Origin of the sequence: Herpetosiphon llansteffanensis (assembly GCF_003205875.1) — a bacterium.
Classification (GTDB): Bacteria; Chloroflexota; Chloroflexia; order Chloroflexales; family Herpetosiphonaceae; genus Herpetosiphon; species Herpetosiphon llansteffanensis.
The window spans coordinates 40,818-55,173 of the sequence record NZ_PUBZ01000100.1 but is presented as its reverse complement, the minus strand read 5'-3'; the positions used below and the strand labels follow the sequence as shown (position 1 = coordinate 55,173).

Annotated in this window: 9 protein-coding genes; 6 read left to right on the top strand and 3 right to left on the bottom strand. The window is 48.7% G+C overall.

Annotated features, from left to right (window positions below; translation table 11 throughout):
• Nucleotides 1-120 precede the first annotated feature (120 nt).
• Both ppgK and C5S61_RS14360 read left to right on the top strand, forming a co-directional pair.
• Nucleotides 121-888 (top strand): polyphosphate--glucose phosphotransferase, encoded by a 768-nt coding sequence (gene ppgK, locus C5S61_RS14365; protein ID WP_110515750.1) that lies wholly within the window; start codon nt 121-123, stop codon nt 886-888.
• A 32-nt stretch (nt 889-920) separates the two neighbouring features.
• Nucleotides 921-3,026 carry an ATP-binding protein gene (locus tag C5S61_RS14360; protein ID WP_110515749.1) on the top strand — a complete coding sequence of 702 codons (2,106 nt, stop codon included), beginning with the start codon at nt 921-923 and terminating at the stop codon, nt 3,024-3,026.
• Nucleotides 3,027-3,442: 416 nt separating this feature from the next.
• On the opposite strand, the gene C5S61_RS14355 is transcribed toward C5S61_RS14360, so the two are convergent.
• Nucleotides 3,443-4,732, bottom strand: a complete 1,290-nt coding sequence (locus tag C5S61_RS14355) for an MFS transporter (RefSeq protein ID WP_164689491.1) — start codon at nt 4,730-4,732, stop codon at nt 3,443-3,445.
• A 171-nt stretch (nt 4,733-4,903) separates the two neighbouring features.
• On the opposite strand from C5S61_RS14355, the gene C5S61_RS14350 reads away from it, so the two are divergent.
• The 3 genes from C5S61_RS14350 (at nt 4,904) to C5S61_RS14340 (ending at nt 8,565) form a co-directional block, all read left to right on the top strand.
• Entirely contained in the window at nt 4,904-5,377 is a 474-nt protein-coding gene (locus C5S61_RS14350) for a DinB family protein (protein ID WP_110515745.1), read from the top strand.
• Between the two features lie 54 nt (nt 5,378-5,431).
• Nucleotides 5,432-6,274 (top strand): phosphatidate cytidylyltransferase, encoded by an 843-nt coding sequence (locus C5S61_RS14345; protein WP_205701404.1) that lies wholly within the window; start codon nt 5,432-5,434, stop codon nt 6,272-6,274.
• Nucleotides 6,275-6,426: 152 nt separating this feature from the next.
• Complete coding sequence (locus C5S61_RS14340; RefSeq protein WP_110515743.1) at nt 6,427-8,565, top strand: hypothetical protein; 2,139 nt, start codon at nt 6,427-6,429, stop codon at nt 8,563-8,565.
• Between the two features lie 48 nt (nt 8,566-8,613).
• On the opposite strand, the gene C5S61_RS14335 is transcribed toward C5S61_RS14340, so the two are convergent.
• Together C5S61_RS14335 and C5S61_RS14330 are read right to left on the bottom strand one after the other, a co-directional pair.
• Nucleotides 8,614-9,612 (bottom strand): N-acetylmuramoyl-L-alanine amidase, encoded by a 999-nt coding sequence (locus C5S61_RS14335; RefSeq protein WP_110515741.1) that lies wholly within the window; start codon nt 9,610-9,612, stop codon nt 8,614-8,616.
• A gap of 16 nt (nt 9,613-9,628) precedes the next feature.
• On the bottom strand, nt 9,629-10,042 hold the full coding sequence (locus C5S61_RS14330; RefSeq protein WP_110515739.1) for a hypothetical protein: 414 nt from the start codon (nt 10,040-10,042) through the stop codon (nt 9,629-9,631).
• Between the two features lie 401 nt (nt 10,043-10,443).
• Here C5S61_RS14330 and dnaE point away from each other — a divergent pair, with 401 nt between their 5' ends.
• Nucleotides 10,444-14,343: a DNA polymerase III subunit alpha gene (gene dnaE, locus C5S61_RS14325; protein WP_110515737.1), complete on the top strand. Its 3,900-nt coding sequence runs from the start codon at nt 10,444-10,446 to the stop codon at nt 14,341-14,343.
• The last annotated feature ends 13 nt before the right edge of the window (nt 14,344-14,356 follow it).

Sequence of the window (14,356 nt, the reverse complement as noted above, 5' to 3'; positions counted from 1 at the left end):
CCTGATCCCCGAACCCCAACCCCCAATTGTTGGCATTTGGTAATCCAGCGCGGCTGATTTTGGCCTGCAAGCGTAGTACAATAGAGCAATTCATGGCTTGTAGTGTAGTGAGGTAGGGCAATGGCAATTTTGGGCATTGATATTGGTGGCTCAGGCATCAAAGGGGCGATTGTTGATGTCGCCCAAGGCACGATGATCAGCGAACGCTTGCGGCTTAGCACGCCCCAACCAGCAACTCCCGAGGCTGTGGCCCAAACGGTGCAGCAATTAGTTCAGCAATTAAATTGGCATGGCCCGATTGGCTGTACCTTTCCTGCAATTGTCAAAAATGGCCATACGCTCAGTGCTGCCAATGTTGATCAAGCTTGGGTTGGCGCAAATGCTGACCAATTGTTCGAGCAAACGACTGGCTGCCCGTTTCATATGCTCAACGATGCTGATGCTGCTGGCTTGGCCGAAATGAAATATGGCGCTGGCAAGGAGCACAATGGGGTCGTGATGATGTTGACGTTTGGCACTGGCATTGGCAGTGCCTTGTTTGTGCAAGGCTTGCTGGTTCCCAACACCGAGCTTGGTCATTTGGAAATTCGTGGCAAAGACGCTGAACATCGGGCCTCGGATCGGGTGCGCGAAGAAAAAGGCTGGGATTGGCCGAAATGGGCCGAGAAAGTCAACGAAGTTTTGGCCCGCATCGAAGCTCTATTCTCGCCCGATTTGCTGATTATGGGCGGTGGCGTGAGCAAACGCTTCGATAAATTTGGCCAATTTTTGCAAACCAACGCGCCTTTGGTTCCGGCCACGCTGCAAAACAATGCTGGCATTATCGGTGCAGCCTTGGCTGCGAGCGAACTTTTCGAGCAAGGCCACCACATTCCCAACGCCCATTAATTTTTGAATACCGTTAAACCTTTGAGGATTCTATGTCGACGCTTGCTTTATTTAGTAGCTTGGCTCAAACGTTGCTGGCAACCACGCCCTTCGAGCAACGCCTGCAACATTGTTTTGGCATGTTGGCTGATAGCTATCCTCAGCTGGATTTACGCTTAACGTTGTTCAATGAGCCAGATGCCCGCCCACAGGTTGTTTTGCCGTTGCACCGCACCAGCGCCGTGTGGGATAACACCCGCATGATGCAGGTGGTGCGACGGCGACAACCAGTCGTGATCGATCAACACACTGCGCCAGCCTTGCCACCCAGCCCATTTACCACCAGCTCAATCGTTGCCAGCGAATGGCAAGCAGATATGCAATGCTATTTGGGGCTGCCAGTGCAGTGGGAAGGCCGCTTGTGGGGCGTGTTGGAAGCGCGACGCAACGGAACATTTAGCGCCAGCGAACGCACCTTATTGAGTAATTTATTGCCCTTGCTCGCCACCGCCATCGGCGAATCGCATTGGGGCCGACCGATTCACCCTACAAATAGCGAGCAGCAACTTGATGTGCGAGCGTTAACCCACGATTTAGAGATTGCGCCCGATGTGATTAGCCTCTTAACCACGCTTTTACAGCGCGCCATCCACGGCGTGAAGGCCAGCGCTGGCGCAATTAATTTAGTTGATCGTGAGCATGGCGAATATCAACTCGTCGCATCGCAGGGCTATCCTGCTGCCTCAGGCATTAGCGAGCGCGCCTCGTGGCCTTGGAATGTTGGTGTCGTTGGGCGCGTAGCCCGCACAGGCAAGGCTGCATTATTAACCGATATTGCCCACGATAGCGAATGGCAACTTTCAACCCCCGATGTACGGGCCGAAATCGTCGTGCCGGTGCGGGTTGAGGGCGAGGCTTGGGCGGTGCTCGTGCTTTCGACCAACCGCGAGCCACTGTTTACCACCCGCGATCTGTATTTTATCCAAGCCTTGGCCGATGTGGCGGCGCGGCCATTACAACGCGCCACTAGCTATAGCGAATTGCTCGAAGCACGCATGCAATTGCAGCAGACGTTGGCCAGCTTGCCCTTGGGCTTGGCCTTGACCGATAGCGAAGGCCGAATTTTGCGCACTAATCCGGCGTGGTATCAGCTTTGGCAAATTGAGCAACCAGCCGATGAAACCGCGCTCTATTTGCCATGGGATATTTTGCCATTGCTGCTGAAACGGCTTTCGCACCCATTAGAATTGACCGATTTCTTTGCTGAATGCCAAGCTCATCCCGATGAAACGCTCGAATTGGCCTTGCGCTTGAGCGAGCCGCTACAAGATTTGAAATTACGCTCAACTCCGGTTAAAGATGCGCAACATCAAATTACTGGGCGCTTGGTTGTGATTGAAGATGTGACCCGCGAACGTGAAATCGACAAAATGAAGAACGAATTTGTCTCGGTGGTATCGCATGAATTGCGCACGCCGCTGACCTCAATTTTGGGCTATACCGAGTTGCTGCTCGCCCGTGAATTCAAACCTATCGAACGCCAAGAATTTATCCAAACCGTTTATGATCAGGCCAACCAGCTCTCAAAAATGGTCGATGATTTGCTCAATCTTTCGCGTTTGGATGCAGGCCAAATCAAGCTCAATCGCTGGGTGGTTTCGCTGCACCAAATTATTCGCGAAATTACCAAGCAACTCAACGAAACAATTTCCGAGAAACATCGCTTGTTAATTGATATTCCCGAAGGTATTCCGCCGATCTTTGCAGATAAAGATAAAGTGCGGCAGATTTTGACCAATCTGCTCTCGAATGCGATCAAATATTCGCCCAATGGCGGTCAAGTGGCGCTGATTGTGCGTGAATTGCGCAAAGTGCCGCCTGGTGCGCCGCCGCTGCCCAACGAGCGCTCGGTGATTATTGCGGTGCGCGACCAAGGCATGGGCATCTCCGAAGATGATTTACCCAAGCTCTTCACGCGCTTTTTCCGCGTCGACAACTCGACAACCCGCAAAATTGGCGGCACAGGCCTTGGTTTATCAATCACTAAAGCCTTGATCGAATTGCATGGCGGGCGCATCTGGGCCACCAGCACACTTGGCCGTGGCACAACCTTCTGGGTAACCTTGCCAATTGCTACCGAGCTAGCCCGCCGAGGATAAGCAATATAAGGATGAAGGATGAGGGATGAAGGATGAAGTCAGAAGTCAAAAATCAAAATTAAGCATATAGAACATAGAGCGAAGGAGTCAGGCCCGAGAAGGTTGCTGTTTAACGCAGAGGCGCAGAGCTGGCTATTGGCTATAAGCTATCGAAACAATTAATGGAATTAACATCAAAAGCCTTATCCATCATTTCTCTGCGCCTCTGCGTTAAATGGTTGTTGATGTATTTTCTAACCAATCTCCGATAGCCAATAGTCCAAAGCCTATAGCCAATTTATCCTTCGTGCGCTTCGTGCTCTTCGTGGTTAAAAAAAGCTCTGCGCCTCTGCGTTAAATTGATCCAACATAGCCAATAGCCCAAAGCCTATAGCCAATTTATCCTTCGTGCGCTTCGTGCTCTTCGCGGATCAACATCACGAAACTACCACAACCTGTTGCTCAAGCTGTGGTTCGTTGGTTGATTGGGCAGTTTGGGGGTCGCGCACGCCAAAACGCAAAATCAGCCACGTCAGTAAACCGCCAGCTGCCGCCACTGCAAAGGTATAGGTGTAGCCTGCTGAATCGGCTAGCCAACCGCCAATCAAGGGTGCAACCAAGGTTGCCGGAGCAACCAGCGTATTGGCCAAACCAATATAGCTTGGGCGCTCGGCGAGGCTGCCAAATTCCAACGTCATCGACATAGTGATTGTCCACAAGGCTACATTCGCTATTCCAGCCAGCGCAAAAATCAGATAAAACCAACCCAAAGCTGGAGCTAACCACGCTCCCACGCCAGCAGCTAAGGCCAACAGTGCACCGAATTCCATCACCCGCCGATAGCCAATACGATCACCGAGCCAGCCCATAATCGGGTTGGCGATCGTTTGGGTAATCAAATAGATCGCGGTCATAATGCCGGCAGTTTGGTCATCAAGCCCAAAGCGTTTCACCGCGTAGACAGTAAAGAACGCTGTTGCCATCAACCCAAGCTGCGAGATAATGCGTGCCGCCAGAAACCAACGAAAATTGCGGTCGCGTTTGAGAATCGTGACAATGCTGGCCCAAAAATCACGTTGGCTGCCATGGGTATATTCTGGCTCGCGGCTTGGCTCTTTGGTTGTAGCCAAAAATGACCACGAAATAACCATCGCGATGCCCGAAATGCCAAAACACAGCGCAAAATCCAGCGGCGAGGGCAGTTTATCCAATATAATCCCTGCGCCGACCGCGCCGATGCTGGCCAGCAAATTGGCCGCAGCAGATTGCACCCCAAAGAACGTGCCACGCCAACGTTGGGGCATAATTTTGCCAATCATTGTTTGCCAAGCGGTGGCCGTTAAGCCGCCACCCAAGCCTTGCCAAATCAATAGCATATATGCCAGCCAAAGCGCCAATTCACGACCCAAATCAGCAGCAAACCACGCAATTAAGCCCAAGCCAAAAAAGGGCATACGCTCGTTGATGGTCATGAGCAGCACCATTGGCTTGTAGCGCCGCAACGAAGCAACCCGCCGCGCCGTCAATAATTGGGGTAACTGCCAACCAACCGAGCGAATTGCCAAAACCAACCCAATTAAGAGCGCCGAATCGGTCAACGTGTGCATAAACAATGGAATAACCGTCACAAACGAGGCGATGCCGGTCGCGGCCCCAAAAAATGCGCCATCGGCGACATTAACCACCACATTATGCCGAACGTGCGCGTCAATTTCCTGCTGTTGCATAACCTGCCTAGCCTTGTTTGCAAAACCCTGATATGCCAATAAACGCATTATACGGCTTTCGAGAACGTTTCCATCAGTCTCATGCACGAGTTAGGATTGCGTACAAATGTTCGCAAATCTAAGCAAATTAAGCTATGATGCAACTAATTGATTTTGTGCTGAGGTATCTGTATGGAAGCGATCACGATTATCAAAAGTTTGGTGGCCTATAACGCCGATTTTGATCAACGAATTTGGCAAAGCATCGAGGGCTTGAGCGACGAACAATTTTGCGCCGATTATCCTTATTCTCATGGCTCGTTGCGCAACCACTTGGTGCATGTTGCCAGCGTCGAACGGGGATGGCTCACTGGTTTGCAAACTGGTCAGCGACCTCCACACCTCGACCCAGCGGAATACACCACGATTAGCAGCGTGCGCGAGGTGTTTAACGACATACGCGGCCAAGTAACCAGCTATGTCGAGCAGCTCAACGATGCGCAATTAGCCGAGGTCTTGCCGGGGATTAATTTGGCGCGCTGGCAAGTTTTGCTGCAAATTACCAACCATGCCACCGACCATCGGGCACAGATCTTGCGCATCTTGCACGATTATGGCCAAAAAACCTTCGATCAGGATATTGTGCAGCATTTTTGGGGACGTTAATTCGTGGTATGCTAACCAACGTTCTCAGCCTTTAAACGCATAGAGGAGGCCACGTTGGGCACGCGAATTGCAAGCGCTTTGGTATTAGCTCCGGTCGTGTTGATCATCGTGTGGTTGGGTGGTTGGTGGACAACCGCGCTGATTGCCATTGCAGTCGTCATCGGCATCTATGAAATTCAACGGATTTTGCGGGCTGGTGGCTATCATCCACGCTTGCCATTAGCGATTGGCCTTGGCTTAGCCTTTGTTGCGGCGGCAGTTGCCCAACCACGCACTAGCGTCAATTTAACTGGCGCGGTTGTCGCGCTTGGCGCAATGGCTAGTTTGATCTACGAAATTAGTCGCAAGGATCGCACGGGCGCGCTCGATGCGTGGGCAGCCAGTTTGGGCAGCGCAATTTATGCGGGAGCCATGCTCAGCCACTTCGTCTTGCTGCGCGCTGATCCAAGCCCAACCTTGAGTGGTGGCCCGTTAAGCTCGTTCAACATCGAAACAGGCGCAGCCTGGATTTATGCAACCTTTGCCGTAACCTGGGCCTCGGATACCGGCGCGTATTTTGCTGGCCGAGCCTTTGGCAAGCACAAAATGGCTCCCTTGCTCAGCCCCAAAAAAACCTGGGAAGGCTTTGTTGGTGGCACAATCGCCTCAATCGCTGCTGGAATTGGTATTGTGGCGCTTTTAGGCATGCCATTAACCTTGGATCAAAAAATTATTCTAGGCTTGATTGGGGCCGTCGGTGGCACGCTGGGCGATTTGGCCGAATCATTGTTGAAACGCCAAGCAGGAGTCAAAGATTCGGGCAACCTGATTCCAGGTCATGGCGGCTTGCTCGATCGGGTTGATTCGCTGCTGTTTACCGCGCCCTTGGTCTACTATCTGCTGGCGGCTTGGCTCTAAAAAAATGGCTGAGCAACTTTAGCCCAAACCCTGTTCCAAATTTGGAGCAGGGTTTTTTCATTCACTTTACAATGTTTACAAATAGTTGAAAACCTGCTATATACCAGTATATAGTTAGTTGTTTTACTCAACAATTATTAAGGAGTTTTTCAATGCTGCCAACCCGTTCATCACTCTGGCGGATGCTGGTGTTGTTCATTGTTCTGCAGTTAGCAATTTTGGGCGCTAGTAGGCGGTCGTCGGTGGTCGCTAGTGCTTCGAATCAATTTAACCCAACTATGAGACCGATCCCAAATGGCCAATCGATCACAGGAACTTGGGATACTGAGTTGGCCAACGAACTCAATACTCCAGGCACGATCACCGATTTGGTATTTGCCGACGACGGCAGATTAACCATTATGGGCGATTTCAACTATCTCAATGGCCAATTGGTTAATGGGCTGGCCAGCCTGGATCAGCAAGGAGTTTGGCAAAGCTACGGGCTGCATGCTGAGGAAAGTGGTGCGGTTGCGACAGCAGCCTACTATCACAATCAACTGTATCTTGGTGGTTCGTTTAAGCACTTGGCGGGAACCCCACTGAACGGAATTGCTCTTTGGAATGGTACAGGTTTTGAGCCAGTGGGCAGTGGGATTAGCTACGATACTGGTGAACCAGCGAGACTTAATCAATTAGAGGTTATGAGCGATACGCTCTATTTAGCAGGTAATTTCAATCGCTTCAATAATCAACTAACCAAAGGGATCATTGGCTGGCGCAATCAGCAAATTATACCCTTACCCGATCATCCGATTGCCGAGGTAAGCCAAATGGCGCTTGCGAATAATCGCATGATGATCACCCATGTCTATCCAGGCAAGGAGCAATATTCGCTGAGCTATGCGTTGTTGCAAAATGATGAATGGATTAATCCGCCTTGGCCTGATCCAATCCAAAACTATAATTTCGATTTGGTTTTTGCTGGTAACGATAGTTTCTATCGCCCAATATTTGCTGATTCCAGCCGCACGATGAGCCAATTACAAGAATGGCAAAACGATGATTGGACGAATGGCATTTCAACCTCGCTTCAATTGAGTTACATGAGCCTGACCCAACTTGCCAATCAGCAAATGTATGTCAGCGACAGCCAAGCGTTGTATCAACTTACCTCCGATGCGTGGCAATTAGTCAACTTGCCGATGCAAATTCGTCAGATTAAGACCCTCGCCAACCATAACAATATCCTGTATCTTGCAGGCGATTTTACGCTCAATGGGCAGCCAAGCAGCCTCGTCCGTTGGGATGGAACCCAGCTTGAATCACTTGCTACAACCATTCGCTATGCTAATGTTGCGAGCCTTGGCGGCCAGCAAGGTCGGCCAATTGCGCTTACGAGCGACCGCAAGCCATTAATTTCATGGTCTGATCAAAAGCTTTTAAGTTGGCATAACCAGAGTTGGCAACCGTTACTGCACAAAATAACCCCATCATCGTTCGAAGTGCTATCGGTTGATGATCAAACTAGCTATTTTGCTGCTGAGCGAGCCATCACCACGACCACCAGCATTGCGCGAAATCTTTGGCAAATTCAGCCAGACGTTTCATTCAGTGATCCGCTAAGCCAGAGTGCGACGATTAGCACGTGGTCTATTTCTGGCACTCAGCTTCTGGGTAATCTCGATGGTGGTTCATTGGACGGCGTGATCAAACTTGATCACGGCAACATTACCAACCTCGCCCATAATGGCGGCAGCTTGGGCTGGTTTGATACGGTGTTGATGACCGATAATCAATTGTATGCGGTTGACCCAAGTAGCGAACGCGGCTATTGGTACACCTATTTTAAGCGCTGGAATGGCACAACTTGGTATGAAATTACCACTCTTGGAATTCGCGATAGCCAAAAAAGCTTGCAAATTGTTGGTTGGCGCGGCTCGCTCTACTTCCTAGACCACGATCAATTGTGCCGCTTCAATGGAGAAAGTTGTGAAGTAATTGCAACCTTCGATCAGGTGCCAAATGTGTTGGTTGCCGATGATGATAATTTTTTATATGTTGGTGGGCCATTCGAGCACGTCGATACCGTGGCAACTGGCACACTAGCCCGTTGGGATGGCACAACCTGGCAAGGCCTCGCTCAACCTGCGAATGCTGAAATTAGCCACATTAGTGTCAACGATCAGCATTTATATATTGCAGGCAAATTTACCCATGTTGGGGCAACGCCCTCGTTGGGTGTGGCAGCACTGCGCTTTGGCGCGAGTGAAGAAGCATATATGTACTATTTACCGCAGGTTGTGCGATAAATAACAAGCATGGGCCTAATTTTAGTTCAAATTAGGCTCATGCTTAAATTAGCGTTCTTGGGCAACCTCATCTAATTCAGGGACAATTGGCTCTAGGTTATCTCCTGGACATTCAGTGTCTTGCCCTGCAACATCCTTATGGCCTAGTACTGTATCTATGCCATATTCTGAATCTAACCAACGAATAAGATTTTTGCTGCTTTCAATTTGGGCTTCAGTTGGTTCATCATCGTTATCCCACCAATTATTTTCAAAATCACCAAGGAAAAGGACTCCAATTTTCCCTGTATTTTGACCATCAACATGACTCCCACGAACATTGATATCGCGACCTTGGTAAATTGTCCCATCGGCCCCAATAATATAATGATATCCAATATCTGCCCATCCATTTCCGTCCATGTGTTTATCTTGCACCTTGCGAGGATCATGCGTTTGACTATTGCCTTCATGATGGATGACAACTGTATCCAAGATCTCAGGTAATGGTTGGCCTGGCTTTAAATCCTTATAATCTGCATAACCACTAGGATTTTTTTCTGAATCATAACGCCCTTCATTCCTGTCAAAACTAGGCTCTCTTGCCTCCCAATCGCTACGAGATTTCATGTCTGGTTGTGGAATGGGAAGTTGTTCAAATGGCTGTTTTTTTATTTCTTCGAGAAATTCTTTTATTTTTTTGATTAAATCATCGATAAAGTTTGTAGTGGATATAGATCTTACCATTTTATTTGGGACGAATTGATCGGATTGCTTAAATAAATTCGCAGCCTCAAGTTCAGCATCAGCCATAACCTGATAGATTTCTTGGGTTAAGATGCTTGCAGTTTGAAAATTATTAATTAATCGATTTAACGCAGGAAAGATATCATATTGCATTTCACTAAGAAATTTATCGAAGGCGTTGCCAATCCATCGATCTTGTAAATTATCTGTGGTAATTACTAAATGTTTATGTATATCTTCCGTGCATTGCTTGAGCTTTAGGAATCGATTTTCAATCAAATCTAATGTCTCATATTGAACTTGGATAACTGTTGATGGCATAATAATAATCTCCTCTTTATATAGCTTTGATTATATATTTATTAATAATGATTTTAAATAATATTCCAATCAAAACAAAACCTAAACCGGTTATTAGTAACCAGAAATAGATTGGATTATTTTCAAATTGATATCCAAGGCACATACCATCGCAAAGATGATTATTTTGGTGGTTTGTTTGTAGCAAAACATAGAAATAATAGAACAAAAGCCACATTCCAACGAACATCAATCCATATAAACTTATTACTTTGATCGATTGATTCATGCTGACCATACTAAAAATTAATCCAATTGCCTGTATGCCAATAAAAAGATCGATATCTTGATCTGCACTAAAATTGAAGCTTCGTTTAAGCAAAAAAAAGCTTATTCCAGCAACAATTACAAACAGCAGTGGCTTTACCAGCCAACTTAACATCCTTAGCATAACCATATTCCTCAACTATCCATATACATCTAAATCCAACTATAGCAAAGAATTTTTAACTGTCAATATATGTTAGGATTATGATTTTGATTAGTAGTAAACCTCGACATAATGTTTTACACCTTTAATCCACAGCTTATTCACGTAGTTATCCACAAGCAGCTATGGTATAATACAAAGACGAAGCGGGAGCCAACAAAACGGGCTTTTTTACCTCAAATTCTGAGTAAACTACATGCTCCCTTGACACACCAAGCTGAGAATAAGCGCTTTCTCTACCATAGCGATGGCCTAAAAACCACCTTTTGTACTTCATTTGTGTAAAGCATTTTCTGCTTTTTTACCGCCAATTTTTGGGCGGCTTTCGCTATGGGCAACCCTAGCTATAGAAGAGGTTTGTTATGAAAGATTTTGTCCATCTTCACGTTCACTCGGAGTATAGCTTGCTTGATGGCTATGCCACAACCAAAGCCATCGCCGAACGTGCTGCTGAGCTTCAGATGGATAGCATCGCCATAACCGACCACGGCGTGATGTATGGCGCGATGGAGTTTTATGCCAACGCAAAAAAAGCCAACGTCAAGCCAATTATTGGCATGGAAGCCTATATCGCCCCTAACTCGAATAAAGATCCCATGGTCAAGGGCGGCAAAAATTATTATCACCTGCTGCTGATCGCCCAAAATGAGGTTGGCTACCGCAACTTAGTCAAATTAACTTCGCGCTCGCACCTCGATGGCATGGGCAAAGGTATTTTTGCCCGCCCACGCATCGATCGCCAGTTGCTTGAGCAATATCACGAAGGGTTGATCGTCACCTCGTCGTGTATCGCAGGCGAAGTGATTCAAAATGTCCAATCGAAGCAACGCCAAAAAGCTGTTGAAACGGTGGCTTGGTTCCGCGATTTATTTGGGCCTGAGAATTATTTCATCGAACTACAACTGCACAACAATACGCCTGAACTGCTAGAAATTAACCAAGAATTGGTACGGATCGCCAACGAGATGCATGTGCCATTGGTCGCGACCAACGACACCCACTTTGTGCGCCGCGAAGACCTTGAAGCCCACTCACGGGTGATGGCGATGGGTTTTAACCTGACGCTCCAAGAGTTGTGCTCGAAAAATTATCAAATGGACGAAACCTACCACATTATGTCGGGCGACGAAATGTGGGATCGCTACAAGATTTATGGCACTGCGCCGATGGAAAACACTCGCCGCATCGCCGATATGTGCAATTTGAAATTAGATTTCGGGCGGGTCGAATTACCAGAGTTTGATATTCCCCAAGGCCACGATGCCGCCTCGTACTTGCGCCTGATCTGCGAAGAAGGCTTGATCAAGCGCTGCAATGGCAATCCTTCGCTGGAATATGTGCAACGGCTCAGCTACGAGCTTGATGTGATCAACCAAACCGGCTTCCCCGATTATATGTTGATTGTTTGGGATTATGTCAAATTTGCCCGCTCGAATGGGATTCCATGTCTGCCGCGGGGTTCGGCTGGGGCTTCGTTGGTGCTCTACTGTTTGGGCATCACCGACGTTGATCCGGTGCAAAACAAGCTGCTGTTCGAGCGTTTTCTCTCGCCCGAACGCTTGGAAATGCCCGATATTGACACCGACTTTGCCGATGCGCGGCGTGGCGAAATTCTCGATTATATTGCAACCAAATATGGCCGCGAGAATGTGGCCCAAATTATCACCTATGGCACACTAGGAGCCAAAGCAGCCTTGCGCGATATGGGCCGCGTGCTCGATATTCCGCTGAGCGAGGTTGATCGAGTTGCCAAATTAATTCCAACCTTGCCCGTTGGAATGACGATCGCCAAATCGTTGGATAAAGTGCCTGAACTCAAGCAAATTTACGATAGCGACCCCAAATTGCGCGAGTTGATGGATTGGGCGCAAAAGGTCGAGGGTCGGATGAAGAGCGTCGGAACCCATGCCTGTGGGGTCGTCGTTAGTCGCCATCCGCTTGAAAATATGGTGCCATTGCAACGCACCACCAAAGATGAACATGGCGTGATGGCTGCCTTTGAAGGGCCAACGCTGGCCAAAATGGGCTTGCTCAAAATGGATATTTTGGGCTTGACCAACCTTTCGGTAGCCGCCGAAGCCTTGCAACTGATCGAGCAAACCACTGGCAAAACCATGTGGCTCTCGGATATTCCGCTGGAAGATAAAAAAACCTTCGAGGCTTTGGGCCGGGGCGAAACGGTTGATGTGTTTCAGCTAGAATCGGCGGGCATGACTCGTTACCTGGTGCAGCTCAAGCCTACGCGGGTTGATGATTTGTACGGTATGGTGGCGCTGTATCGGCCTGGCCCGCTGGAACAAATTCCGGTTTACATTCACAACAAAAATAATCCGCACGCAATTAAATATATTCACCCGATTCTCAAGCCAATTCTTGAGGATACGTATGGAGTTATCGTTTACCAAGAACAAATTATGCAATTGCTGCAAGCGGTTGCCGAATACACGCTTGGCGAAGCCTATATCGTGATCAAAGCCATCAGCAAAAAGAACAAAGAGTTGATGGCCGAAAACTCGGTGCGCTTCAAAGAGGGTTGTGTGCGCAAAGGCTTGACCCAAGCCCAAGCAGACGAATTGTGGGAACTGATTCTGCCATTTGCAGGCTATTCGTTCAACCGCCCGCACTCGACGCTCTATGGTTTGCTCTCATATCAAACTGCTTGGCTCAAAAATAATTATCCAACCGAATATATGACCGCTACGCTTTCGGCAGCGTCGGGCGAAATCGACGAAGTTGCCAAGAGCGTTGCCGAAGCCTCGCGCTTGGGCGTGGCTGTCTCGCCGCCCGATGTTAATGGCAGCAAAGAAGGCTTTAAGATTGTTGATATTGCTGGCGAATTGCCCGAAGGTATCAAATACAATCGCGGCATTCGCTTTGGGCTGAGTGCAATTCGCAACGTTGGGATTGGCCCAATTCAAGCAATTTTGAAAGTGCGCGATGAAAGCGGCCCATTCAGCAGCATCGAAGATTTTTGTGCGCGGGTTGATCGCGGCGTGCTCAACAAGCGGGTCATGGAAAGTTTGATCAAATGTGGTGCAATGGATTCGTTGCCAGGCACGCGTCACCAGAAACTTGCGATTCTTGATCGGGCGATTAGTGCTGGCCATGAAACCCAAAAAGCCCGTGAAGCAGGCCAAAATAGCCTGTTTGATATGCTTGGCGGCGGCGAACAATCGAGCACCCCAACCATTGCACCAATTCCCTTCCCGCCGATAGCGACCGGCCTCGAAATGCAACGCGAATTGCTCAACTGGGAAAAAGAACTCTTGGGCATGTACATTTCCGAGCATCCAATGGCGCAAGCCTTGGAGAATGCTCCCCACGATCCTGGCCGCATCAGCCTTGGCATGATCACGAAAAAACACATTGGCACAGCCATCCGCCTGATTGGCATGATTAAGAATACCAAACGGATTCAAACCAAAAAAGGCGATTCGATGCTGGTGGGCAAGGTCGAGGATTTGGAAAGCGAAATCGAATTTGTGGCCTTCCCACGCACCTTAGAGCAATATGCTGAATTCTTGGTTGATGATGCAATTGTGCAAATCACCGCCAAAGTCGATAATCGCCGCGATGAAATGCAATTGATGATTGAATCGGTGAGTGCCTTCACTGTTGAGCAAAAAAATGTCGCCAAGCCAGCTGCGCCAAGCGTGGCAGTCCGGCGCTCAGTTGGCGCAGTCGACGATATGCCCGCCTATCTTGATGATGGCGCACCACTGCCACAGGAAGCCTTCAATGATGATGTATATGTTGAGGTACGTCCAGCGATGAGCACTGCAAACGTTTCTGCACCGACCAATGGCAATGGCTATGCTGCCAGCAATGGGCACACTAACGGCAATGGCAATGGCAATGGCAATGGTCATTATGCCAATGGTAACGGCAATGGCCATGGCCAAAGCGAAGCGACAGCTTCAGCAGCAGTTACGATTGTGCCACGGCCTCGCCGCAAAGTAAGCGTTGCGCCAGCAGCCAGCCATGAAGATAGTGGCAGCGTTGCGATTGTCAGCGGGCCACGCTTCCATTTGCACATCTATTTGCCTCGCTCAGGCAACAACGAAACCGATATTCGGCGTATGCAAGAAATCGATCGCGTGTTGCGGGGCTACGAGGGCGATCAGCCAATTACAATCTATCTGCCCAACCCCATGGGTCAAGTGATGTTAGAGCCAAGCTATCGCATCAATCCTCAAGAAGGCTTGCTGAGCAACCTCTATTCAATGCTAGGCCAAGAGAGCGCCGTGCTCGAACAACTTTAAGTTAATCAAAAAG